General features: G+C 34.2%; 23 protein-coding genes. All 23 read right to left on the bottom strand.

Translation table 11 applies throughout. The features are described from left to right. Positions 1-457 precede the first annotated feature (457 nt). Positions 458-1,516, bottom strand: a complete 1,059-nt coding sequence (gene rhuM / locus ACSHZO_RS11600; RefSeq protein ID WP_298247353.1) for a virulence protein RhuM/Fic/DOC family protein — start codon at positions 1,514-1,516, stop codon at positions 458-460. Next, entirely contained in the window at positions 1,513-1,800 is a 288-nt protein-coding gene (locus ACSHZO_RS11595; protein ID WP_298247352.1) for a DUF6922 domain-containing protein, read from the bottom strand. The genes rhuM and ACSHZO_RS11595 overlap by 4 nt, the downstream gene beginning before the upstream one ends. A 110-nt stretch (positions 1,801-1,910) precedes the next feature. Continuing rightward, entirely contained in the window at positions 1,911-2,939 is a 1,029-nt protein-coding gene (locus tag ACSHZO_RS11590; RefSeq protein WP_298247351.1) for a virulence RhuM family protein, read from the bottom strand. A gap of 45 nt (positions 2,940-2,984) precedes the next feature. Further along, a complete protein-coding gene (locus tag ACSHZO_RS11585; RefSeq protein ID WP_298247505.1) occupies positions 2,985-5,876 on the bottom strand; it encodes a DEAD/DEAH box helicase in 2,892 nt (963 codons plus the stop codon). Positions 5,877-6,031: 155 nt separating this feature from the next. Further along, positions 6,032-6,241, bottom strand: coding sequence for a hypothetical protein (locus ACSHZO_RS11580; protein ID WP_298247350.1), 210 nt, complete (start codon positions 6,239-6,241; stop codon positions 6,032-6,034). A gap of 33 nt (positions 6,242-6,274) precedes the next feature. Further along, entirely contained in the window at positions 6,275-8,905 is a 2,631-nt protein-coding gene (locus ACSHZO_RS11575; protein WP_298247349.1) for a DEAD/DEAH box helicase family protein, read from the bottom strand. 77 nt (positions 8,906-8,982) lie between these two features. After that, positions 8,983-10,956 carry a DNA methyltransferase gene (locus ACSHZO_RS11570; protein WP_298247348.1) on the bottom strand — a complete coding sequence of 658 codons (1,974 nt, stop codon included), beginning with the start codon at positions 10,954-10,956 and terminating at the stop codon, positions 8,983-8,985. Continuing rightward, a complete protein-coding gene (locus ACSHZO_RS11565) occupies positions 10,953-11,258 on the bottom strand; it encodes a helix-turn-helix domain-containing protein (protein WP_298247347.1) in 306 nt (101 codons plus the stop codon). Before ACSHZO_RS11565 ends, ACSHZO_RS11570 begins: the two co-directional genes overlap by 4 nt. Before the next feature lie 147 nt (positions 11,259-11,405). After that, complete coding sequence (locus ACSHZO_RS11560; RefSeq protein ID WP_298593653.1) at positions 11,406-11,822, bottom strand: hypothetical protein; 417 nt, start codon at positions 11,820-11,822, stop codon at positions 11,406-11,408. A 179-nt stretch (positions 11,823-12,001) separates the two neighbouring features. Beyond that, positions 12,002-12,367 (bottom strand): hypothetical protein, encoded by a 366-nt coding sequence (locus tag ACSHZO_RS11555; protein WP_298247345.1) that lies wholly within the window; start codon positions 12,365-12,367, stop codon positions 12,002-12,004. A 297-nt stretch (positions 12,368-12,664) separates the two neighbouring features. Beyond that, positions 12,665-13,027, bottom strand: a complete 363-nt coding sequence (locus ACSHZO_RS11550; RefSeq protein ID WP_298247344.1) for a plasmid mobilization protein — start codon at positions 13,025-13,027, stop codon at positions 12,665-12,667. Between the two features lie 912 nt (positions 13,028-13,939). After that, positions 13,940-15,172 carry a primase-helicase family protein gene (locus ACSHZO_RS11545; RefSeq protein ID WP_298247343.1) on the bottom strand — a complete coding sequence of 411 codons (1,233 nt, stop codon included), beginning with the start codon at positions 15,170-15,172 and terminating at the stop codon, positions 13,940-13,942. Positions 15,173-15,266: 94 nt separating this feature from the next. Next, complete coding sequence (locus ACSHZO_RS11540; protein ID WP_298247342.1) at positions 15,267-15,557, bottom strand: helix-turn-helix transcriptional regulator; 291 nt, start codon at positions 15,555-15,557, stop codon at positions 15,267-15,269. Positions 15,558-15,666: 109 nt separating this feature from the next. Further along, positions 15,667-16,470 (bottom strand): hypothetical protein, encoded by an 804-nt coding sequence (locus ACSHZO_RS11535; RefSeq protein ID WP_298247341.1) that lies wholly within the window; start codon positions 16,468-16,470, stop codon positions 15,667-15,669. 1 nt (position 16,471) lies between these two features. Next, the gene (locus ACSHZO_RS11530) at positions 16,472-17,599 is read right to left on the bottom strand and encodes a site-specific integrase (protein ID WP_298247340.1); all 1,128 of its coding nucleotides are present in this window, start codon (positions 17,597-17,599) and stop codon (positions 16,472-16,474) included. A gap of 414 nt (positions 17,600-18,013) precedes the next feature. Next, positions 18,014-18,997 carry a type II toxin-antitoxin system HipA family toxin gene (locus tag ACSHZO_RS11525; protein ID WP_298247339.1) on the bottom strand — a complete coding sequence of 328 codons (984 nt, stop codon included), beginning with the start codon at positions 18,995-18,997 and terminating at the stop codon, positions 18,014-18,016. Beyond that, positions 18,994-19,326 carry a HipA N-terminal domain-containing protein gene (locus ACSHZO_RS11520; protein WP_298247338.1) on the bottom strand — a complete coding sequence of 111 codons (333 nt, stop codon included), beginning with the start codon at positions 19,324-19,326 and terminating at the stop codon, positions 18,994-18,996. Before ACSHZO_RS11520 ends, ACSHZO_RS11525 begins: the two co-directional genes overlap by 4 nt. A 5-nt stretch (positions 19,327-19,331) precedes the next feature. Next, positions 19,332-19,541 (bottom strand): helix-turn-helix domain-containing protein, encoded by a 210-nt coding sequence (locus ACSHZO_RS11515; protein WP_298247337.1) that lies wholly within the window; start codon positions 19,539-19,541, stop codon positions 19,332-19,334. Positions 19,542-20,141: 600 nt separating this feature from the next. Beyond that, a complete protein-coding gene (locus ACSHZO_RS11510) occupies positions 20,142-21,386 on the bottom strand; it encodes a putative phage abortive infection protein (protein WP_298247336.1) in 1,245 nt (414 codons plus the stop codon). 67 nt (positions 21,387-21,453) lie between these two features. Next, positions 21,454-24,291 carry a type I restriction endonuclease subunit R gene (locus ACSHZO_RS11505; RefSeq protein WP_298247335.1) on the bottom strand — a complete coding sequence of 946 codons (2,838 nt, stop codon included), beginning with the start codon at positions 24,289-24,291 and terminating at the stop codon, positions 21,454-21,456. 15 nt (positions 24,292-24,306) lie between these two features. Continuing rightward, on the bottom strand, positions 24,307-24,756 hold the full coding sequence (locus ACSHZO_RS11500) for a GIY-YIG nuclease family protein (protein WP_298247334.1): 450 nt from the start codon (positions 24,754-24,756) through the stop codon (positions 24,307-24,309). Further along, the gene (locus tag ACSHZO_RS11495; RefSeq protein ID WP_366941469.1) at positions 24,756-25,178 is read right to left on the bottom strand and encodes a restriction endonuclease subunit S; all 423 of its coding nucleotides are present in this window, start codon (positions 25,176-25,178) and stop codon (positions 24,756-24,758) included. The genes ACSHZO_RS11500 and ACSHZO_RS11495 overlap by 1 nt, the downstream gene beginning before the upstream one ends. A 25-nt stretch (positions 25,179-25,203) precedes the next feature. Then, the gene (locus tag ACSHZO_RS11490; protein ID WP_298247332.1) at positions 25,204-25,983 is read right to left on the bottom strand and encodes a restriction endonuclease subunit S; all 780 of its coding nucleotides are present in this window, start codon (positions 25,981-25,983) and stop codon (positions 25,204-25,206) included. Position 25,984 lies beyond the last annotated feature (1 nt).

The raw sequence follows: 25,984 nt of genomic DNA, 5'->3' as shown, positions 1-25,984 counted from the left end.
TTCGAAGGTCATAAGATAAATACTTTGAAAGATTTGGATTCGGTAAGTCTTGCAGTGAACTTGAAAAACAGGTCCACATATTTGAAACCTGAAATATTGAATCAATTCTATTATACGTAAAATAGCGAGCTACAATAAATTAGCAGAAAAGTTAGCGATAACAATTTTCTACTTTTGGCAATTGTTATTGGGCCAATCAATAACTTCAGCTTAGATATTGTAAATTAAAAAAGTGTAAAGAATTATCCTATTGAATTGAAGATACCAACTACCTCTTGAGAAGAGTTTATAATGCTCTAATAAAAGGGTGTTTATTTTCCGATGCAATATGTAATTTTCCTTTGTTTACGGGGGGGTTAGGGGGTAAGTGCGGTACAGGAGTGGTACAGTATAAGCAAATGGAAGGGGAAAAAAACTTATGAAAAGAAATAACATACACGGAAATTCATACTACTTCTCATTCTGAAAAAGGTGATTTTTGATCTGAATTTAAAAGCAGTAATACAACCCCAATCATTTTATCTTTTTCTTTTGGGTCTGATTGCGCAATTAACAGCGTTAGGGTTGTCAAGGTTTCCGGAGATATGTTTTTTGTGAAATTAACTCCAGCCTTTTGTAGCAGCCATATAAAGGCAAAAGCCCCGCTGCGTTTGTTGCCATCATTAAACGGATGGTTCTTGACCACAAAATAAATTAAGTGCGCAGCTTTTTCTTCTATTGTAGGATAAGCATCTTCTCCAAAAACTGTTTGAAAAACAGTACCTACAATGCCTTCTAAATTTCCTTTAGACTTTTCTTGTGCAAAAAGCTCGGTGGCTTCTCCTTTTTTAATAAGGTCTATTTTTAATTGCCCCAAATCCAACTGTAAATCATTGGCGCTAAGCTGAATTTCTTCTTTAGTCCCTTTTTTAGGAAACTCATTTTTATCAAACTGATCTAATGAGAACCAAGTATCTGAAAAATTTTGGATAAGCGATAAAACATCCGGAATTTCGAGTTGTGTATTATTTTGAGAGAGAATTTTTAAATTCTCTAAGGTATGCAAAAATTGGATTTTGTTTTTTTCTAGTTGGTTTTGATTGATTGTAAATCCCTTTTCAATATGCTGTTTCAAAATTTCATTAGCCCATTTTCGAAACTGAATCGCCCTAGCGGAATTGGTTCGGTAACCCACAGCTAAAATAATATCTAAAGAGTAAAAATTAACCCTTTTATCAGAATTAGGAATATGCATTTTTTGCATATTGCTTTTTTTATCGACTTCCTTATCCTTGAGAATATTCCGAATATGGCGTGAAATAACCGACTGATCCTTGCCGTATAAAAAAGACAAATCATCCTGCGTGGCCCAAACGGTCTTATGATCAATATCAGATCGGATTTCCAAAGCTCCGTTTTCAGCTTGAAAAATCATTGTTTCGTTCATATCCGTTTTTGACATCATTTTTAATTGTAAACTTTTTAAGCTCTGTAACTCTTTTATGGTTTGATAAAGTACCGGACTTACGGCTTTCATAATGAGTAACGTAGAAAGGGTTTTGCGTTGTAACGTTTAGTTACTAAAATGCAAACCTCATTACTTATACGCTCTTTGGTGTTTTTAAGAATACTGACAATCTCCTTTTTTGAATAGATTTCTTCTAAACGTTGAATATCCCTTTCAAACGTAGCTTGCGTTGTGGCAAATAGAGCCCTGGGGATGATAAGAGCCTTATCTTCTTTAACCGATAATCTACTGGCATCCATATCCCAAAATAAGTGCTTTGGGAATTTTTTTGCAATGTTAATTTGCGTACGCACATTATTTATTTGCTTTAAATATACAAATTTGTAAAGTATTGATATACAAAATAAGTTCGTCTAATCTTTTTGAACTGTTAAACATTTCTTGACAATTGCTTTTTGCAAACTCATTTTTCTTTTTTTATCCCCTTTACCATCTTATCAAAATCGGATTCTATATTTTGAGTTTTGTTGAACTTATCGTATTCTGAATAAGCTTTCTTATCAGCTTGCTTTTTTGATCTTTTTCCCAGTCCACTTAAAACTTTATATTCATTAAATTCGAGAAACTTATTGACACTTGCCGCCAGACCTTCCATCGTGAAGGTGTTTTCTCGTTCAATCAAACCTTCTATATAATCAAAATAACCGGTTACGGTACGTTCCAATTGCTTGATTTCTTTTTCTTCTAAGTAATTTTTTGCAATGGCCGTATCAGACTTTAATACCCTGCCTTCCGGTGCATTTTTATAGGTTGTCAAACCCATTTTTGGTTTAGAGCTGTCTGCTTTTAAGTAAATGATCTCCGCGGCTGTTTTGCCGGTAATGGCGTAATGAAATTTATTTTGCACGGTAGCATAAAAATTTCGGGTTACAGGCGATTTTGGGTCGTAATCGATACTGCACTCGGCAAAAATATCAGTGATCTGTTGGTAGATTCTGCGTTCGCTGGTGCGAATAGAACGTACCCGCTCTAATAACTCCTTAAAATAATCTTTACCGAAAACCGCTTTTCCTTGCTTTAAGCGTTCATCGTCCAGGGCGAAACCTTTTATGATGTATTCTTTTAAAGTTTTGGTAGCCCAAATACGGAATTGTGTAGCTTTGGTGGAGTTTACCCGATAGCCTACTGAAATAATGGCGTCTAAGTTGTAAAATTCAATATTTCGCTTTACCTCTCTGTTACCTTCTTTTTGAACTTGTGCATATTTTGCACTAGTTGCCGTTTTTTCTAATTCTCCTTCAGAATAAATATTCTTAAGGTGTTTAGTAACCACAGATCTATCTACTCCAAATAGTTCTGCTATTTTCTGTTGCGTCAACCATACGGTTTCATTTTGCACATAGATTTCTATCTTTACGTCACCATTTGGAGCGGTGTAAAGAATAAAATCGCTTAGCTCATCACTGGGTTTTAAATTTTTATCCTTCTTCATTTAGTTTAGTGCTAATTTTGCTTTTGTTAAGTATAATATTACTTCTTAACTTGTAATAACCTGCAAATTTACATCCCCTACAGTTGCCAGATAATGACTTGTTACCGCTAACAGTGACAAAATACTATCTGATGCGTTTTCTTTAGATAAGGATGGCTGAACTATGTATATGTGGAACTTTGTATCAAGATTCCATTTAACAGCTGTGAGTAGTAATTCAAGCTCTTCTTCTGTGCCTTTTATCAGTCTTGAGCATTCTTTATCTTTTTCTTTTTTAACTATTCGCTTAAAGAGGTGGACAAACAATTCTTTTCCTTCCCTATATTTCCAGTTTAAGGATTTCTGGGCTTGACCACAGACTTGATAAAAATTGTCAATGTTATTACCTACTTTACCACCTTTTGCATATTTTAAATGAAATAGATGTATATCTATTTTTCCTTCTGATTTATTTATGGCCACCACGTCGGCAATTTCGCCTGAACCGTCGTCGTCATAAATTATATCGTAATCATCCTTAATCTTTTGAATGAATTGATATTGTATAGAATCTTGAATGTAGGGTGCAATACCCATCGATTCCTTATTCAAAGACACGCCATCCCAATTCCAACTCTGCAATAATTCCTTATCAAAATTTTCAACTGGGTCTTTTGGTTTGAAATAATAATTTAATTCAAGTTGTGATCCGTCTGCAAAAAAGATTATTGGATGAAATTCATTTAAAAATTCTTCGATTTTCTCAACTTTACTGCCATAACTCACAGTTGCATTAGCGTTACCAAGTTTCACTATTTTACAATTTGATACTGAAACTCCATCAATTATTTTTGTGCCTAAAATAACCTCGAATTCTATACTTAAGTCATCACAATCCCAAGAAAATTTAATTGGATTTTCAACGTTCGTATCTATTATATTCAATTCAGAATTGGAAAGGTCGTAAGTTTTCTGATTATTTTTTGTTTTAAATGAATATCGGTGTTCTGGATGCTTATAAATTTCAGCGTTCCAATCTACGGCTATCGGAAGTGTGTTTATTGGACGACTTGTAATAACTGATGGGATGATAGTGTTCTTTAAAAAAATGTTTGGATTAATAGTGTCATTGATAAGGATACTTCCTAAATTTTCACACCAATCATTCAATTCTTTTAAATTACCTCGAAGATATGCCCAAACTTTACCTTTTACAGAGCAACCTATGGAAACCTGCTCCCCTGAAGTATGTCCAGTACCAAAAGCATTGTTTTTCTTTAATGTTCCTTGTTCCAATTGTTTTATTCCATCTTCTACATTTTTACCAAAAAAAGATTGATAGCTAATATCTTGACCAATTCCTTTACGACCACCAAAATTATAAAGCCTCAATCGTTTAACATCGTGAAAAACTCTAAAAACATTCATTCCGTTTATAATTGAATTTGGCTCATTGAAAATTGCGTTTATCAACTTTTCACTTTTTAAAGATTTGAATGATGTATGAATGTATGCCAGGTTACTTTCTTTCCTCTTATCCCAATGGACTACTAATAATTCCCATTGCAAATTTTTGACTGAATCAAAAGTTCCCCAATCTGTCCTTCCAGTTTTACCTAAAATGACCACTAAAGTTTTCTCGTTATCGTTTACATCACTAAATTGATGCTCATAAGATTCAATATTTGCAACACCTTCTTTCCAATTATTTGGACTCCATCGTTCACAGGTAACCTTATAAACTACGGCACTCAAAGCTGGACTAATTGACTCAAAAGGTATTTCAGATTCTTCCAGATTCTTAAAACCTCCTAAAAATGCTTGAATATCAAGTTGACTTTTGGTTGCTCCTTCACTTATTTTAGGAAGTAAAGCATTCCAATCACTTCCTTTAGCATAAAGTTCATCAAGTTCTTGCTGTATAGGTGGATAAGCTGTATTCGTAATGAATGTTGCGTCCCCAATATTATTTCCAGATGTTCGTGTAAATCTTCCAATAAATTGAAGCATAATTGGAATACTTTGTCGGTCATCGTGGATGGCTGCAATTTTCAATTCTGGTAAATCAAACCCTTCGCCAAGCATATCAACACAAACAATTACTCTATGCTTTAAAAGTTTTATATTCTCTATTTTCTGTTTCAGTCCCGCAATTCCTGTATATACCAATACTGGGGATAAATCAGAATGTGAGGAATAAAATTTAAAAACCTCTTTTGCTCTATTTTTCGTTTTGCATCTTGCAAGTAATGCGTGGTTTAAATTTTTCAACAAATCTTCTCTTAAAACAGAAATTGCTTTTTCTGCAATTGCCTTATCGGCGCTTTCAATATTATATTCCCTTATTGGTTTAAATACAATTTTTTTGTAATAGCCCTGTTCCTGTGCCGCTTTTAAAGAGAATTCAAATATGAACTTTCCATCGAGCTTCTTCTGGTCATTTCTGAAAGGTGTAGCAGTAAATAGAAACACTTTATTTTTATCGAATAAATCAATAAAATCTCGCCAGGTTTTAGCTTCCGAATGATGCGCTTCATCAATGAAGTAATGAGAAAAAACATCACTCATTACTGCCTTCTGGGCTTGTTCAGAACCCGACAGAATGCTCATTGTAGTAACAACTACATTTACCTTTGAAAGAAATTTTTGAAGTTCGTCCTCGCTCTTAAACTTTTTCGTAATCAATCCTACAATTGGATTCAATGCAGTTGTGGCAACTATATTAAAATCTTTAAGCAATCCAAGCGTAAAAAACTTTTTAAATAGCTGTTCTCTTAACGCATCGGATGGAACTGATATAAGTAACTTTTCGCATTGATTTGCAATTAATGCCGAAATCATTGTTTCTGTTTTACCTGTTCCTGTTGGCATAACAACAATGCCTTTGTCGCTCTGGTTTTGAATATGCGATAATATCGAGTATAAGGCACCGAGTTGGGGTGGTCTTAGACCATCTATATTTTTCTCTAAATCTTCTTTTATAAAATGAAAATTTCCAAACCACGATTCTTTTACCTCTGACGGATTTTTTATAGTTATGGAAGGATGCTTTATCCATCGTGTAATTGGAAGTTCTGAACGAGTAAAGTCTTTTCCGGTTGGCTTCTTGGACGCTATAATACATATTCAACCCCAGCTGGAACTTTAAGTTTTTTATCAGTGGATACCAATATTCTATTTCCATTTGAATTAAAAATAAATGGCACTTCACTTTCCAACATACAGTTTGGGAAACTCGTTGCCCCTGAAAAAAACTGTTTAGCTACATTTCCATTTTTTTCGTAATGATAATACTCCACATCTGGGGTCAGTACTGTAATCATAAATTGTTATTCTATTAACTCCTTTTTATATATTTATGAAAGAATATTCTCGTCCTTTAAATGTTTCTCAAACTTTGTCCGTGTAACCTGTTCATTGTACAATGGTGTGCCCAGCAGTTTAAACTCCTTGTTCTCAAAGACTGTTTCAATGGAATACAAATTTGCCAACTCCATTAGAAACTGTTCTTTAATCCGGCTATCTTCATTTGTTATTCTGTCGCCACCTTTTGGTTCTATAAATATTTGATAGGTAAACTTCTTTTTATTTTTCTTGCTGCTCAAGAACAGCACAAAATCTGGCTCCATTGCCTGCCCTTCAGTAAAGGTGTATAGTGTGAAATGCTTTTGATTTCGCAACAGATAAATTTCATCATAGGTTGATGAAAGTGACGTGTAGGCTTGCTCGATGTATTTTACTAAATACTTTTCTTGTGATGTACCATAATTTTCTGTGAACGCATACCACTCTGCTTTGGAAAGATCAATTACCAATTCTGATTTTTTTGCTTGACTTTGGGGATTGCCATATTCGGCATCGCCTTCATTTACGGTAATGTTCATCTTTTTAGGCTTGTTTTCATACTTTACCTTCACCGCTTGTGGCCGGAATAGTTTTGTTCCTATAAATTTATGAGAACCCGTAAGTATTGCAGCTTGCACGTTTTCCAACACCTTTAACGTTGCCATCAACTTATCACTCTGACTTACATTTTTCAGTTGTTCTGGCGTACCCGATAATTGTACTTGTATATTGCCGAGAAAATCAGGCGATGTGATAAATGTCTCAATCGTCGTCAATGACGGAAAATAGAATTGCAGGTTGCTAAAACGAAAAAACGGCAGTTTACTCATCGCCTTGCGCAACACAGGCTTACCAAATGAAAGCAAACTGAAAGTCTGCGGCTTTTTGTCTTCTATCACCTTCTCTTGCTCATCTCCAAAAGCAAGGCTTTCTGAAACAATCTCGCTTGGCAAGTTTATCAATACTACATTTTCACGTACTGTTTTACTTAATTGTGTATTGTCTTTATTGTCATTTTTAATTCGTTCATTAAGAAACAACAACCCACTTTTGTAAAACGGGCTGTCAATAAAGCTATCCTTAAGGGTAAGTTGTATTTGTGTCGTTTCCTTGTCTTTCATACCAATTTCAATAAGAGCGAGGTTTAATTCTCTAATGTAGTCCGGATTATGAGCACTGTGGTAATACAACTCTTCACAAAGCCGTATCTCTTTATCTGTATCTTCATCATATTTGCGTTTAAAACGCTCTTGGTTCTCATCAATAACAAAAGGGCAGTACCGCGCGCCGCGGCCTATCAATTGCGCTTCTTGTACAGTTCCCTTTCCAGGTTTATCATTTCTTGCATCTCGTGTATTATATAATCGCACGATGTCAAATAGATTAAGTACGTCCCAACCTTCATTTAATTTATCAACCGCAAAAATGGCGCGGTATTCATTATCGGTATCTTCCAGACTGTTTATGATAAGCTGCTTTTCTTCGCTATCGTTCTTGCTATCTACAGCAATGCATTTATGTTTTGAAAAGTCCACTTTAAGTTCTTCTAACAGATTTGCAAGGGTGATACCGCTTTCGCGAAAGCTTTTAAACATCCTTGACATTACATTATCTTTATTGACCTGCCTAATGTGTTCCAGATCCTGCACTTTTAAGTTTGCGATGCCATCTATAAACTCCTGATAAAACTTCTGACTTGCAGGTATTGTTTTTGACTTAAATAAAATGACTGGCTTTATTTGTAATTGATGCTTTGGATCCTGAAATATCTTGTAACGGTATTGATTAAGTAATACTGCCTGTAACGCCCTGTCAAAAGGTTTTAGTGACGCCTGTAGAACTTTTACTTCTTTAGAATATTGATCGTGCCTGAATTCCTTCAGCGGATAATCAAAAAGCAATTTGTCCCTGTACTTTGCGGCAATCAAAGGGTTTTTAAGGTCTGCCGTGGCAGTAAAATCTAATAGGTAGTTTTCAGGATTTGCCTTGAAAATTCTATCTACCGTTTGTTCCCAACTTGATATGTCTTCTTGTTCGGTCTTGTTGAGCTTACCTTTTTTTGTTTCGGCATTGATGTGATGCGCTTCATCACTTAACAGGACTATTTTCTTATCTTCAAAATCCTGGTAGGTCAGCGCGTTTTCTCGTGGTGTATTCAATACGCTGTGCAGCTTATTTGTCGTGCTGAACACAATATTAAGATCGTCTGTATTGGCGCTTTCAAAATTATCTACTTCTACAATGTTGAGTTCCTGACCACGATAATTGAGCTTATCATTAAAAAGATATTTAGAAGATAATGGATTTAAAAAGTTGTCCCTGGTCTTTTCTATAATGGCCTTGCTATGCACAAAAAAGATAAAATTGCGGTAACCCAAATGGTACAGGTGCAACATTGCACCTGCCATAATCAATGTCTTACCGCTTCCTGTTGCCATATGAAACAATAATTGTGTAGGCTGTGCACGTTCTGGAAACCGTTCTGAATAATGTATAAACATCCCAAATGCCTTTTCCTGATAGGGACGTAGCGGGAATTTAGGATTAAGATTATCCTTTATGTAGTCTGGTACATCTGGTACTGGCACCCCGTATTTAAAAGCTGCCTGTAAACCGTCGTATAATGTTGCTGTCTCGCTCATTGTTTTTTTCTTCTATACCATATTGCTGACTTCAGCAAAATGGTGTGACCTTTTGGTTGGGCTTTACAAAATGGTATTTATGAATAGAATTTATCGTTTATGGCAAATATATTTTCAGCCTTGCTTTTATCCTTATCTAACACATAGCATTCATCCCGCATTTCACTATAGTTGATATACAGTTCATTCTTGTCGAGCAACTTGATGAGAAATCGTTTTTGGTCATCACGGGTTAATCCTGCAAACTCATTATTATTTTCTTTGAGATCTTCTGGGGAAACTTTATAGCTTATAAGATGGCTATCGGTAAGTTCTTTGTATAGCTCACGTAACTCTTTGTCACTATCTGCCGCCTGTATGCGGTCTATATAGTTCTGGTTGTTTTTTGCAAGTTCTGCATAGACAAAGCTACCGCCACCTTGCCAGTTGACGGCTTTTGAGATGCCCGATTGTTCACCTTCAACTGTATTTTTAAGTCTTTGGATCGGCAAGGCATCAGTGTATTCAAGTTGTTCACAAATAATAAATTGTCTATTCAATTTTAAACTTACTGCTCCAGTAGTACCACTACCAGCAAAAAAGTCTAAAACCAGTTCCTTTTCATCCGTGCATAACTCAATAATTCTTGAAATGAGTTTTTCAGGTTTTTTTCCTTTTTTCAATGTTACACCACCTTCGTTGTGTAGGTCATTTGGCAAAACATCATCCCATATATCCGTAGCAGGTTGAGAAAAAGTGTCTTTCCCATCTATGTTAGAAAGTCTGTCTTCAGCAAATAAAATAAGTTGACCATTAATCATATGATAATTTCGTTTATTATCACGCTCCATAATTAGGACAGTATCCGACGCATCTTTTGATTTTAATTTTAGCTCAAGTGCATCCTTACTAATGGCATTTTCATCTAAAGCAGCAAGACGTATGATTTTCTCGATATTATCATAAACAAATTGTTCAAGTTTTGCTTCATATTCTTCTTCAAAATGCTTTTTCAATCTACTTTTTTTAACACCTGTTTGATTGGCAAATTCTTCTAAAACTGTTGAAAATTCCCATTTTTCAATTCCTTCTTCATAATTTAGAATGAATGTGCTATATCTTCTGTCCCAGTCTTTAGACATATACACCCTATTAGGGTTCCAATCTTTCGAATTTTTAGAATACAAGACAACGTATTCTGAAAGATTAACAACTCCTGCATTTATAACTTTGGCACCTGTAACCGAACCACGTTTAACAGTAATTATGTTTTTCCGATTTTCTAAACCAAATATAGCATCGAGCAATACCATCATATAGGCAATCTCATTGTGATCAATCGAAATCGCAATAGTGCCATCTTGAGAAAGTAAACTTTTAGCGACTTCTAAACGGTTTTTCATAAAAGTCAACCACGTCGAATGATTGAAGTTATCATTATAATCAAACCCATCATTACCCGTATTATAAGGCGGATCGATATAGATCAACTTGACCTTGCCACGGTATTTTTTCTTTAAACTATGTAACGCGAGTAGGTTGTTGCCTTTAAAAATTAGGTTGTCTGTGTCCTTAATCTCTTTTACATCGTGAGTACCGTCCTTGTCGTAGTGTTTTATGTTGGTTAATGCCTTGGGATCAAAGAGCCTGTCTATCTCATCTGGTGCCAGGGTCTCGTTCCAGAAAATTTCCTTGCGTTTCTGGTCTTCCTTGGTCTGGCCACCTTCCAGCACACAATCCTTATAGGGAAAGTCCAGTACCACTTCGTTGGCTTCAGTTAGGAACTTGCCATTTGCAGTTAGCCCTATGTTTTGTGAAAAGGCTGTAAAGCTGTCTGGTAGAAATTCTTTATTTGAAATGAATTTTTGGAATTTGGTTTTGTCAAAAACCGATACTCCATCTACATCTTGAAAAAAGTGCTTTTTACTGCGCTCATCATTCAACAAAAGTTTGAGTAGTGTAGGATCGAGTTTTAAACCATCTTCTACAATTACGTTTTTAAACAGTTTGCCTTCCTTACTGTATATGGGAACGGTTGCGAGTAGGTCTTTTATGTGGTTGTATAGTTTCATTTTTTTGATGGTGTCTTTTTAATGTATTGTATTTGCTCTTCGGCTACTTTTAAAATTTCGTTTGGATTTTCTTGGTCGTATAGCATCTGGGCGATTTGATCTGCCATCCATTGTTTAACTAATTCTTGTTCATTTACATCGAATACTTTCGCGAAAGCGGAAACTTGTTCCTTATGGGCATTGCGATGGCCGCGCTCTATTTTGCTTAATAGTGCGGTGTCCATATCTGTCTTTGCGGCAACTTCCCGCAATAGCCAATTACGCTGTTCCCTTAAATTTCTTAAATACTCGCCAAAGCGCATTTTTCAATTTTAGACTTGTCAATATATGTCAAATGTAATATAAAAGTTGAATAAAACCATCTATATTTGACTTTTTTGTATTAGCAATTGTATAAAATAAAAAAACCGCCAATGAGCGGTTTAAAAATTTAGCGAATTCTAAGGTGCTTAATTACAAAGCTTCCAGCCATCAGTAGTTTTTCTAAAAATGGCAGTCTCTACAATTTCTTTAGGATTATTTGGTTCATCAGCATCTTGGAAAAAGGGGGTTTCGTTAAATCGCTTAAGTATAAGTGAAACCTTTGCTTCGTTGCGTTCGGGAATTTCCTGAATTTCTTTGGCCACTTTGAATTTATATTCACAGATTTTGAATTGACCAGATAGTGATCCTAAAAAATCCTGCTCTTTTCCCACCCGATATGTTTCACCTTTCGGGGTTATGGAAACTTCAAAGTGATCCTTCTCACCCAGAGCACCTTTTTTTCTTTCAATAGTACTTAATTTAATTACACCTAGATTCTCTAATTTCTCATAATATTTGAGTAATTCCTGATTCTGATTTTTATCTGTCGCGTTCAAGCTCATTTCTCCGTACTTAAATTTGGATGTTCTAACCAATTTTTTTTCGGACTTGGCTTCACATTTCTTGGCCAGAGCCGCAGCTTTAGATTTTGTAAGCTCGTCTGAACCGCAAGAAACCAAAAGGAGACTGCATAATAATATAATTGTAGATTTTATTTTCATAGGTATTTTATTTAAGATTATTAAGATGCTACATCACCATCCAGTTTCATTCCCATAGTATGGCTTAAATGAAAATGGAATTTTTGACACCCCCGGCATAATTTATATTTTGCTCGGAAATACTTGTTTAAGTGTTCTCGACTGTTAATGTTTACCTTAAAGGATTTGAAGCAGATATCACAGCTTTTCACCTTATACACTGCGTGAAAGTCGGCTTGCATCATTTCTTGATAGGCATAAGTACCTTGATGACGGTTTATGAATTCTTCTTCCGACACTATAAATCCTTCAATTTTTCCTATTCTCTTGACCGCAAAATATTCGTAAATCAATTGCTCGGCATCAAGACTTAACTTGTCTGTAATTATTATTTCCTTTTGTTTCATTTTTGAGCATTAAAAAAGCGTGGAACTGAACCTACAAGTTTTAGAGGTATCGCCAGACACCCATCGACCAAGTAAGAACAGCCCACGCCGTGGCGTGGGCGTCTTAGCTACGATTTGGTCGATTTCAAAAACTGGCGATTTTCTAAAACCTAATCAGAAGCGAAACGCTTAATATTATTTAATTTCTTTTTATTTCATATTTTAATTTAGACGATAAATTTAGGCATATTATTTTTTAAAATCGGTTTTTGGCTTAATGGATCTGTTCAGAATAATAAGAAAAAAAATTCAAGATTTTTATTTTTTCAAGTCTGAGATTCTCTTATAAAACTCTTCGAGATGTAAATTCTGTTCATATCGTGCTGTGATAAAACTTCTAAACAATTTTACATACTCGTCATATCTATCTTTATCAATTACCTTATAAGTGTTCACGTATTTTGCTATTTGATTAATATTATTCTCGACCATTGCATTTCTTTTTCTTAAGGAATCGACTTCTTGAAAGGCTAAAATTCTATCTTTATGAGTCATTCCGCTTAATGCAATAGAGGATAAATAATCACTAATACTATCATAGCCTAATGTCTCTGATAATTTTTTTATCTCGGCTTTATCTTCGATTGATACACGAAATTTAATGTATTTATTCTTTTTCATTTTTTTGTATTTAAATTAAAAAGTAACTCCAATCTTCGAAGAAGATTGTTTCCCGATTGATCGGGCAAAGGAATGTAATTTGGCTATTTGTGGCCACATTGCATACATCTTGCCTTTACTTTCCGCAAAGGAAAACGCTTTATTTTTTCGTATGATATTTTCCTGGATTCTACGTTTTTTTCAATCTTTCTTACTAAAATATTTTGGCTGTTATTTATTCCTACTAGAGATTAAATAATTTTCAAAAAAAGGCGTCTTTTTATTTTTCAACAGCATATTTTTTTTAAATGATGTTGCATTGTCATAATTGAAGTAATGAATTTCTTTAAAGTATCTTTCATTCTAAGACCATATTTATTTTCTCAATTCCAAAAAGCAAGGTGCCTGATAATTTCCACGCTTATTTCTCGAGCATCATTTTTTTTCTCAACAGAGTTCTTTTTGCTGATGAAAAGAAAAAAGTAATAATCTATATCCAAAAATTTTGCAGTCTTGCTTAAATCACATTTGAAATATCCCAAAGCGTAACTCAAAAGATTTCTTCCTTTTTCCAATTTGAAGTTAAATCGGAAAATTGTTGGACCATCAATTTCAAAGTTTATCCATCTTTTATTTCACGCTTTATGTTAGCTTTTTTATGGTTGCTATTTTATGAGAAATAGAGCTCAATCTAATTTGTTTTGCTGTTATACCGTTCCCAAGTTTTCCGGGTTTGGATTTCCAGTTATTTTGATGCTTTGATGCAAACACCACTCAATTGTTTAATAATCAATAGACTATCTCTGCATCAAACTTGCATCAAAGCATCAAACTTTTTCTTGTTCTGCATCAAACTTGCATCAAACTATGGGGGTTTTGAGTTTGATGCAAAGTTTGATGCAGCCGTAACTTATTTATCTATAGCTATTTAAGTCAATCCTGCATCAAAGCATCAAATATTTTATAAAATGAAAATCTTCCTATAGTATAAAATCGACCTCTTCTATCAATTTTGACGTATTCTCCGTGCGATAATAATTCGATTCCGGAATAGGATTTAGAATTACTTTCAGGTTCAAAATTCCATTTTTTTAACACCTTTCTTATATCGTTTAATGAAACTGTAGTTCTATTATTATGCTTTTTTAAGAGGGTGTGAATGTCCTTTGGTGCAAGTTTTAATTCTTCATCATCAACTTTCTCAAAACACTCATGAATTTGTTCCAATATTTTGGAGGAAGCGTTATTGTGGTTTAAAAGCTTCAAAAGGGCAGGGGTCATAATTTCCTCCTTCCGAAACCACATTCTAGTAGAGTGTTTAGAGACATATTCTCTTTTTACTAGGTATTTTAAAAAGTATGGAATTTCTTTATTGAGCTTGCTGTTAAAGAAAACATCCTCGCTCTCAATCGGTGTAATTTTTCTTACCCAGTATCGAATCTCTTCGTCATCGACCTGAATAAAATTATCCTCATTATTGGAACACATAATAAATTTGGCGAAAAAGTCAATTTCTTGCCTGTCCTTTCCTTTTGCTTCAACTTTATCCTTATCAGTGGTGGATAAATATTTTAATCGTTCTGTGATTTCCTTCTTATCAAAGAATACTTCATCAATGGCAACTAGAAGCATACTGGCCCAATCTGCATTGAACTGGGAGCCAAAAGAATCCCCTTTGATATATGTCATATTCAATTCAAAAATCGACTTCATCCATTTAATAAAGGAGCTCTTTCCGGTGCTTCTTTCTTTACTCACAAGACAAAGAATTGGAAGTTTCTGCGTTGGTTTTTCGTATAAGAGTTTAATATAGTCCAAACCGTATTCACTTTGGGAGCCAAAAATGTGTTTGATAAACTTCAAAGAATGGGGGATCAATCTTTCGAGCTCTTCTAAGGAATAATCTTTCTCTACTGGTTTATTTTGTAATTCGTGATAGGTGTTATAAAAGCCTTTTACGATTTTTTTATAATCGAAATGATTGGGAATACAGCAAAAGCCATCAAGTTTCAGAATTTTGTTGAAGTAGGCTTTCCCGTGATCTGTAACAATAGTTTCACGGTTCCATCGAACCATTATTTTAACTTTATCGCCCGAAATTAGAGGCTTTTCAATAATTTTATAGTAGTAAGTTCCTACTCGGATATAAGGAATATCTAAGTCCATAAATTTTTATGATTATAATCCTTATATTTGCATATAAGAATTCAATTGAATTAATAATGATCTTGAGCGTTCAAAACTGGTACTTTTGAACGCTTTATTTTTTTCTGGAATTATTGATGTAATCGTGAGCCTTGTTTTCTATCTGAGAGATAGATTGACTTTTATTTTGAAGTAACCAGTTATCTATTTCAGACTTTTCGAAAAACAAAGTCTTCCCATTCGGTTTTGAAAATGGTATGATATTATTATGAACGAGCTTGTAGATATATGATCGCTTATAGCCGGTATAGTTTATTAAATCCTCTACATTTAGGATTTCCTTAGTTGAATCAACGATTAGTCTTTCTAATCGGTTCAGTTTTTCGATAATTAATTGATTTTCCATTGCTTTGTTTTTGTGGATTAACGATAACAAAGGAAATGTTTTCATCACTTCTAAGTAGCTGAAGGTTAAGAGGTCTTAACCTATTTCTTTAGAATCTTAACCTATTTGTTTATTGAAATGAATTAATTATTTCTTTCTTCATTTTTGGTTCAGATTTAGCTTTTGAGAAAGAAGCCTCCACCGAGTTTCTAGTAGTTTTTTTATTCTTATTTTCAAAGATTTTCAAGAATTTGTCAAGTGAAAAATTCTTGCTATTCTCAGATATTATATCAAAAAGGTATTTTGTTTGAATGTTGTCCATATTCAATTTGAAAACTGGATACTCAGGTATTTTCCCAGAAAACAAAATTTCAGAAAACAGTTCCTTACCAATATCATCGTCCTTAATATTAATTACATTAATGAAATTATTATCGTACAGATTTTCATAAATCAATTCTAATCTTTGTCTATTACTGTAAGATAGTTCATAAGATTTATGTCCTCTTGATAAAATCTGTTTCTGTACTTTTTCGACAAATTTCTCGTAAAACCTCTTATCCCAAGTAAAGTTTAAAATATAAACACAAAAGATTAATGGCACCAATACAAGTGTAGATGTAATATATTGGTTGAAAAATAAGCTTTTATACAAGCGAGAGTACTGAATAAACAATACGATACTAGCTGTACCCAGTGTTAAATAAACGAATAATCGAGGTCTCTCAATTTTTTTATTAAAGAAGTCAGTGCGTAAATTGAACATATATGCGCCAAAGAATTTTAATAGGATTATTATCTCTTTGACGAATAAATAAATAATTATAGAAAATAGTCCTGCACGCAAAATCAGATCATCCCATTTACAATAGCTGTAGTTTACAAGGGTTGATGCTATTATAAGAACTAAAATACTCGTAATAACCTTTATCATATTATAGTTTTATCTCAGGTATTAAATTAGAAGCTTCTTTCATTTTTTGATCTACAATTTTGGCATAAATGGCTGTTGTTCTTATTTCTCGATGTCCAAGACGCTTAGAAACCGTATAAATATCGGCTCCATTTTCTAATAACAGAACTGCATTAGTATGTCTGGCACTATGGAACGTTATGTGTTTGGAGATTCCGGCACGATTACACCAGCGTACAATTTCGTTATTGTAAACCGCAGAATATTTTAATCCTTTAAAAACTCTGTTTTCCGGCTCTTGACGTTCGCCCAATAATTCACGTGCCTGTTTCGAGATATACAGGTATTCTACACCATCCGTTTTTTGTTGCCTGAAATTTATTCGGCTGGAATCATCTTCATCACGAACTTCCGACCAGACCAGAGTATTAATATCCGACCATCTTAATCCGGTTAAACAAGAAAATAAAAAAGCAGATTTTAAGATTTCATATTTACAACTGGTTTGAAACAGGGTTTGCAATTCTTTAAAAGAGAGGTATTCACGCTGACTTTCCGCCTGCTCGAAAGATTTTACTTTCGCTGCATAATTAATGGCCAAATAGCCCTCATTGAAAGCTGCTCTTATTGATGCTTTAAATTTATTGAAATAGGAATACTTAGAATTAAGTGCTAATGGTAGATTACTTTTGGTGTGTGCTTCCTTATCAAAATAGTTGCGTACCCCTTTTATAAAATTTTCATCAATTTCCTCGAAAGTAGTTTGTGGTGAAATATGCCGTTTAAGATGGACGAGCGTGGCGGTCCAGTTGCCATAATTTTTTACACTGTCGCTTTTCTCTTCTGCCTTTTCTTCAAAAAAGTCCAAGAATCGACGTTTTTCTTTCGTGGTGTTCTTAATATTATACCGTCCTTGATAAAACTCGGCTTCTCGAATGGCCAGTATTTTCTTGGCTAACACCAAAGTTTCCTTGTTTTCCTTTCTTTCAGCAGCACTTTTTGGATTCGCAACAAGAAACATTTTTAAATACTCTCTATCTCGGATATGTCTTCGTTTACCATTTTCATTGGTTTCTGAACCTTTGTAGTATTCTATAAATAGACTGATCTTGCCGCTTTTTAACTTGCGTTCTTTGAGTGTTATAATCATAGTGAGGTACGTTTGTACCCCATTTTAAAAAAGTGGGGTACATATGAGGTACCAAATATACTAACAAAGGAAATGATAAGAAAACTAAAATCGCTCTAATTCCTTACTGGTAAAGGAAAGAGCAGAAAAGGAAACGAGAGAAAACAGGATTTATTTCCCAATACAGAAGTTACCTTTTTAGGAAATAGGGGAGTTCCAAGGAATCGAGGTGTAATCTAAGTACACGGCCATTATAACATATTGAAAAAAAGTCACAAAATATTATCAAATATGTAATCTTAGGTGATTTCACCGGTTAGTTCTCCACTCTTAAAATGGGAAATATACCTCGCCCATCAAAAAATAATTTTTAACTTTTAAATCTCTTAAAGATATCAGTTTATCTACTGCCAGAATTTAAATTATCGCTTATAATTACTCTTTGGTCAGTTTTTTTAATCGGGTCTTATAGGCCTGCAAATAGTTTCTTTTTGTTTTATCATCTAAAAAGGAAGCCATAGTTAGGGTATCTACCTGATCGGAACCATTGAGCATGGAATCCATGATGGTATTAAACTGCTTCGAGGAAAGGCCTACCTGTTCGGCCAGAACTTTAAACTGTCCGGCGACATGGGTTTGGGCCAGGTGGGCCGGTAGCAGACCTCCGTCCAATGCAAAATCACTATCCTCAATATGAATGCGGGTATTCAGCAGGTCATAAGCAGGACTTAAGCGGTGATCTCCCATAGGGGTTTCCAAGATCGCAAAATTCTTCAGGTGGGCATCTCCGTTGGAAAATAAATAATTGAACAATAGAAGTTTAAATAATTTGGGTGTTTCCACACGGTAGGCAGGAAGGTATTTCTTCATAAGTTCAAATAACTCCAGATAATTCCCTTCATATTTATAATGGTCCCCATGAGTTTGTGGGGTTTTACCGGCCAGTGAAGCAAAATCCTCTTTGGCCTTTTTGCTGCCGTCCGCGTGTACATCAAATCGTTTGGTGATGTAGGCCGGAGCGCCGTTTTTAAAAAAGATGAGCGCATTTTCTGCGGTCTCAATCCCGAATACCTGCCGCGCTATCTGCATGCTCAAATGCTCATTGGACGGCATCTGGTCCCGTTTTTTTCCGGAATTAGGAACTGGTTTTAGAATATATGTGCCTCGCTCTCCTTTTTTTATAAGGCGTAGCTTGTTCTTTTCCAGCAATACTGAAAATTTCTCCTGGACTCCTGATATGGATATTCGCTTTTGATTCTCTTCAAACAACTTGTCCGTTGGGGCATCTGAATTTGGAGCCTCATAGGGTAGGATGTGGGACACCTTGCGCCCATCAAACATCCGTTTTAGGCTGGTTCGGCTATAGCTATCAAAGCCTGGGGATAAGGTCCCGGGACAATGTGTAAGATTAGATATCATACGGAGCTTTTAAATTTTTTAACTGTGATGGCCCCAACAGTATCATAACGGGCCGTAGACATCAGGATCCCAAAATAGTCATCTACATCCAGGCGTTCTGCCTTGCAAACAGCTTGCCTATTGGTACCTTCCGGAATCATATTATAAAAGAATGGAAATAAATATCTGGAATGGTATTCCTGTTGGGACCGGGGTAGGGTAAGACTAATAGGGGGATTGTCCGGATCGGCCAGCCAGTTGTCCAGATAGCGGAAAGTAAAGCTGCCATCATCATTCTGTTGGAGCATACCGGCCTCTGTTCCTTTATATAAAATAGCGGCTTGTCTCATTTAAGCTATATTTTTTTAACCTGAAGGGTAATCTCTAGACCTAATACATCAGTGATCTTTTGCAGGGATTTTAAGGTAGGATTGGCCTGTCCGGTCTCGATCTTATACAAAGTAATGATCCCAATATCGGCCATCTCGGCTAATTGTTCCTGATTGATACGCATGTGATCACGTCGTTGTTGAATAAGCTTTCCGATTTGTACGATTGCTTCCATATTTTAGATGCTAAAACCCATAGTATATTGAGGATTTATAAATCAAAATACCGGTTGGATTCAAAAATACATTAAAATCCATACTTTAATGAGGTATTTGATGTTTTTTCGCTCAAATACATTGTAAATATGCTGTAATCCATATTATAATGAGGGTTTATGGAGTATTTTTTGGAGGTTTTAGTGGGAGGAAATAGCTGAAATATGCCGGAAAATCACTTGAGATCATTACCTTTAAGAAAAATATAAAAGAGTGGGTAGAAATTTTTCTAAAAGGTAATGACAAAGGTCGTTGAATTTTTTTTTAAAAGCAATAGAAGGGAATTAATTGCCCTCTCAGGCTGAGTAATATAGCTCGTTAAAAATGAGCGTATCTTGAGGGAGTTGGCTTCGGTATCTGTAGAGTAAAACCAGATTAAAAGGTAATAAGGAAAACAATTAAACTAGTTTTAGTACTTAAAAAACTCACTTTCATCAGCTTGCGCAAATATTTTTACTTTTTAGTCATTTTTATTACTAACAATGCCTGTATCACAATGATAACGGAGCTTTTATTTTATAGTTGACAGTAGTTGCGCCTTAAGTTACTTTATATAATTTTTATTTCCGTTGCCATTCGAACATTTTGAACTTTGGATTGATCTGTCTTTTTTCTTCTATAAATTTCTCAAAGTGGTTTAATGGGTGTTGAATATCAATAGGGATATTATCATATAAAGGAATATTATGTAAAAGTTCATATTCTCTGAAAAATGGATAATCGTGTTCTCCAAGTTTATCCCAATTTTTTCCAAACCCTATACGATAATTATAATACAGTAAAAGAACTTCTTCGTTCGTAAATTGTGCTCTCAGAACTTTTAGATTGTTTTCTAATTCAAGTTTAGAAATCAAATTACCAACATAACTATAATGAACGAATTTGACCATTTGATATAAATGTCTAAAATAATGGGCTAATCTCGAAACATGACCTGACAAAGGAACAAAACGTATAGTGTTTAATTTTTCCCCTTCGTGGGTTTTATAGGTAAAAGAAAGTTTTGCACCTTTATTATTTCTGAATGTCCTTCTTATTGATGTAAGATAAGCTACAATATTTTCTAGTTGTTCTGCGGTAACGCCTGAGGTAGATAAATGATTTGAATCGCTACCCCAAAAGAAAACTTTGTAGGATAATTCGTTGAGTGAATCAATTTTAATTTTATACTTGAAGAATTCATTAGCATTTTTTATCATAGAATGACAGAAATGAAAATCTTTAATCATAAGTAAAAATACCCGTTTATCGTTGACAGCTGAAGTCCTAAATTCAGTAGAGGTACAGGTTATATTGTATTTTAAAATTTCTTTATTAATAATTATGGGCTGGGTGTCAAATTGTGAGTTGGTAGATGGTACGGTGACGAATATATAATTAAAAGCTTCTGAAAAGTTTTTTAGAGTATATGAACCTTTGAGTTCTTCAATTTTAATTATTGAGGGTTCTTCAATTAGTCTGTGACTATTCATTTTAAATGAATCTACATTATTTAGATGTATATCTAACATCTTATAAAAATGCTCATTTGTTCTTTGGATATTAAATTGTCCTTGAATCTTTTTATTAGCTTCATATTGCACATAAAATGCTAAGAACGTAAATACTGCAATTATAAGTGCAACCATAGTTCCAATAGTACCGCTTAATATGGCTCCAAGTTCTCCAATGGAAAAATCTCTGTAAAAAATCCCAAAGAATATAACCATTATAATAAACAGTATTAAGAATAAGAATAATGATAAGAACTGAATATTCTTACCAAAATATTCATCTGGTTCTATATTGTTTGGTAATAGTTTCATTTAAAAGTATATTTTTATTCAAATAATATTCTACATTAAATTTGATTAAGATGTTTATAACAAACTTCTAAACCCCACTTATATAAGTTGCAATAAAGCCCTGAATTTTATTAATGATCCGGTCGCTAATGCTTTCCCTTTGTAAAACGCTTGGCTGTTTTTCTAAGGCTTCTATAATTTCATCTTCGGTAGCCATTCTTCCTGTGAACAGATAATCATTGATAATATCTTCAACTTTGAATTGATCCAAACCTTCTTTTCTGGTAATGTCTGAAATCGCTTCTTTGGTCTCCTTTTGCCAGAACCGGTTAAATTCATCTTCAATATTCTCATCATCCTTTATGTTAGGAAGATTCTTTTCAATGAATTTCTGAATGAGTTCTTTCTTACTTCGCAATTCGGTTTCACCGGCAACCATGTCAATAATTTGCTTTTCCCTTTTAGCCTGATCTTTCTTAGGTGCATTTTTCAATTCGGCTAGAAGCTTAAGTATATAAGCAACATTTACTTCATCCCTGTGAATCAATTCTAATTCAAAATCAATTTCATTCAGAATGGAAATAGTTTCTTTCTGGTTATCGGTTTTTATTTTATCATAGAGATCTAAATACTTACTGGAATAATCAGCAAATTCCTGTTCATTCATATATGTATCATCAAAACTGAAATCAGTAAATGAAGCAAGTATATTTTTTAACCTCATTATTTCCCTGAAAGCTTTAGCAAACTCCAGTTCTTCTTCTTCAGTCTGTAGATCATTTACGCTGTTCACCGTTGGGGCAATAGACATCAAAAGTTTATAAGCTTTGTTGAAATTTTCCAGGTGTTCTTCATAAGGCGCAATGATGATAGTTTCCTTTGCATTCTTATCTGAAAACAATCCAATAGCTTCATCAGTCGCTTTTTTAAGGTTTCTAAAGGCTAAAATATTCCCTTGCGACTTCTTCTCGTTGAGGATTCTGTTAGTACGGGAAAAAGCCTGAATAAGCCCGTGATATTGTAAATTCTTATCTACATACAGCGTATTAAGCGGTTTACTGTCAAATCCGGTTAAAAACATATTTACTACCAGAAGAATATCTATTTGACGGCTTCTAACTTTTTTAGAAATATCCTTTTTATAGTTTAGGAATGCGTTTCCGTCTTTTGCAGAATGCCTTGTATTGAATATCTCATTGAAGTCATTGATATATAAATCTAACTTATCCCTTCGCGGTAATACTTTATATTCGCTTCCTTCTTCGGCTGCCAGATTATAATCTTCTTCAGCTATAAAACCGTCTGCCGTTTTATCTTCTTCATTCGCTCCATAAGAGAAAATAGTTGCAATGTTGAGATTATGTTTACCTTCTTCCTTTTTTTGCTTTAGAAGGTCATAGTATTTAATTAGCATATCAACACTACTAACACAAAACATTGCTGTGAAAGTCCTGTTATGTGTTTTCCGGTTATGATTAGCAATTATGTAGTTGGTAACGGTTTCAACATACTCATCACTTTCATAAACTTCAGCCTTGTTAATTCCCTCCACCTGAAGATCCTCTATTTCATTTCTAGATTTGAATACATTATAATACTCAATGCTAAACTTCAGGACATTTTCATCCCTTATGGCATCTGTGATAATATAACGGTGCAAGCAATCGTCAAAAAGCATTGTAGTAGTATATTTCAGGCTGTTTTCCCTGTGTGCATTTTTCGCGAATATGGGTGTGCCTGTAAAGCCGAATAACTGATGATTCGTGAAGAATTTCACAATTCTTTTATGGGTATCTCCAAACTGGCTGCGGTGGCATTCATCAAAAATGAAAACGATCTTTTCATCTTTTAGCTTTTCTATTTTATTCCTGAATTTGGCTTTAGAGATCGCTGCATTCAATTTTTGAATGGTAGTAATCATTAACCTTCTACTATCATCCAGAAACTGATCTATCAACATTTTTGTGTTTTCAGTCCCGTCTATACTCTCTTTATCAAAAGCCCTGAATTCTTTCACTGTCTGGTCATCCAGATCCTGCCGATCCACAACAAAAACTACCTTTTTAATCTTTGGGTTATTTGTAAGAATCTGACTGGCTTTAAAGGAAGTCAATGTTTTACCCGATCCCGTAGTATGCCATATATACCCGTTCTTAGTGCTGTTCTTTACCCTGTTGATTATCGCTTCTACTGCATAGAACTGATAAGGCCTTAATACCATTAGAATATTATCGCTTTCATGCAAAACGATATACTTGGTAATCATCTTTGCAATATGGCAGGGTTCTAAAAAGACATTGGCAAAATCGGTGAGTTGAGTTATGTTTTTATTATTCTCTTTACTCCAGAAGAAGGTCTGTTTAAAACTTTGTTTGGGACTATTCGCGTAATACTTAGTATTTACTCCATTAGAAACAATAAAGATCTGCACGTACTGGAAAAGGGCGTGATTAGCTGCGAATGAATCTTTCTGATAGCGTAGTATCTGGTTGAAAGCTTTTTTTAATTCGATTCCCCGTCTTTTTAGTTCGATCTGGACCAAGGGCAAACCATTGATAAGCAGGGTTACATCATAACGATTTTCCCGTTTCCCGTTAATGGTGATCTGGTTAGTAACCTGGAATTGATTCTGACACCAGAAATCCTGATTGATAAATTCGATATACTCTTTATCTCCGTTATCCTTTATAAGTTCAAACTTATCTCTTAGAGTAACGGCTTTATCATAGATATTTCCTTTGCTGAGGTGAATAATGATCTTCTCAAATTCTGTATCTGAAAAAAAGGTTTGGTTGTGTTTTCCAAGTTGAGCTTTGAAGTTTTCCAAAAGATCCTTTTCTGTTCTTATAACAACCGGCTCGTGTCCTAAACTGGTTAATTGGGAGATAAGATTATTTTCGAGAACTTGTTCCGGTTGAGTGGTCATATTTGGCGTGCTAAATTAATCAATTCGGTTTCTCTTTCCAGGTGAGTTTAGAAGACCATTGTCGCAATGTCTATGGATTAAATATGATTCAACTTCAAGTCTTCCAAAGTTTATCTCTTTATATCTGAAATTGATTCGTTCCAAATAATAATCATTCAGCCTCAATTCCAATTTCTCTCCAAACTTACCTTTAACAATCTTTGATCCTTCCACCAGAAATTTTCCTAATTTCTTTCTGAAGCTATGATTATAGGTTCTCTTAACCTCCTTCATTCGCTCTTTAAGATTTGCGGTTTCACCGACATATACCAAATTATCCTGGTCGTAAATGGCATAAATTCCTGCTTCACTAGGAAAATTAGAAGACCATTTTTTATCAAAATTAAATTCAATACGCTTAGAGCTAAAAAGATCCTTTTCAAAATTGTCAACGAAGACTGCTATTTCTTTATTTGAAAAATTCATTACACAAACATCTGCTGTAAAAGCCCTTTTTTAAACATTATTGTTTGCTCAATTTCTATCTTAATCGATTCTATTTTATTATCAATTGAAGACAGCAACTTTACTATCTTATTTTGTTCTTCTTTACATGGTACTTCCATTTCAATATCTTCTAAGTATTTATAGTAAAGATTAGATACATTGGCTCCTTCTACCATTTTTGCAAATGATTTCCTCATCATAGCATTAAAATAATAGGTGATAAATAAACCATTTTCTTTAGTGTTGTAAACTGAAATCATTTCACCAATAGCTATATCAGGTAATGGTAAATAACTACAATTAGCAAAATCTAAAGGATCCTCGCCCACACGAGGAACGAGTACTTCTCCACCTTTGCTAAATCTGAGATTATTTGGATCTATATTAGTATAGGATTTAATATCGTTTATTATTTCCTTATAGGTGCTATAAAGTTCTCCGTATCGTACACATGGAGTAGGGGCATCGGGTGAAAGTGAAAACTTTGGAGCACTTTTTCCATAATAAAAAGATCCAAAATCTGAAATAATACCTTTTTTTCCAATTTGGAAAATCCTTCCCGTTCTCACCCTTAAATCTGATTTCCTGTTTAAAGATCTTTTGCATCATTCCTTTTTTATAGTGGTCTAAAAGTTCTTTTTTCTTTTGAAGTTGATTTATCTTTTCATCTACAGAAGAAAGGAAGGTTGCAATTTTCTTTTGCTCAGAAAATTCTGGAAGATTGATTTTTAGGGTTGAGAGTTGTTTTGCATAGAGATGAACAACCGAATTACCTTGAGATAGTTTAGCAATATCTATTTTTTTTCTGCTATTCAGGTAGTAGGATAAGTAAACACCATCTTCGTTCGATCTGATAATATTTAGATCTCCACCTAAAATAACATTTGGTTTCATTACACATGAAGCCGTAGCAATATCTAATTGAGTTTCACCGGAAGATGGAATTATTATATCATTTTTTTGACTTAAAACACTTTCATCCTTTGATTTATTTGTTTTTGAGAGAATGTTAGAAATGGTTTCCTTGTAATGGGTATATAATTCCCCATAGCGAATACATTCGTTTATTCCATCCTCTTTAATATCGCTTTTTGAAATGCCTTTACCTTTTAAAAACTTAGCAATATCTCCTAAGTTCCTTTGTCTAAGATTTTGGGTGAATTCTGGAAACCTTAAAGGGAGAGCGAGTTTTTGTAGATTTTCCATA

The sequence above is a fragment of the Christiangramia sp. 3-2217-3z genome (genome assembly GCF_051195275.1).
Classification (GTDB): domain Bacteria; phylum Bacteroidota; class Bacteroidia; order Flavobacteriales; family Flavobacteriaceae; genus Christiangramia; species Christiangramia marina.
This window is presented reverse-complemented; position numbering and strand designations above follow the sequence as displayed.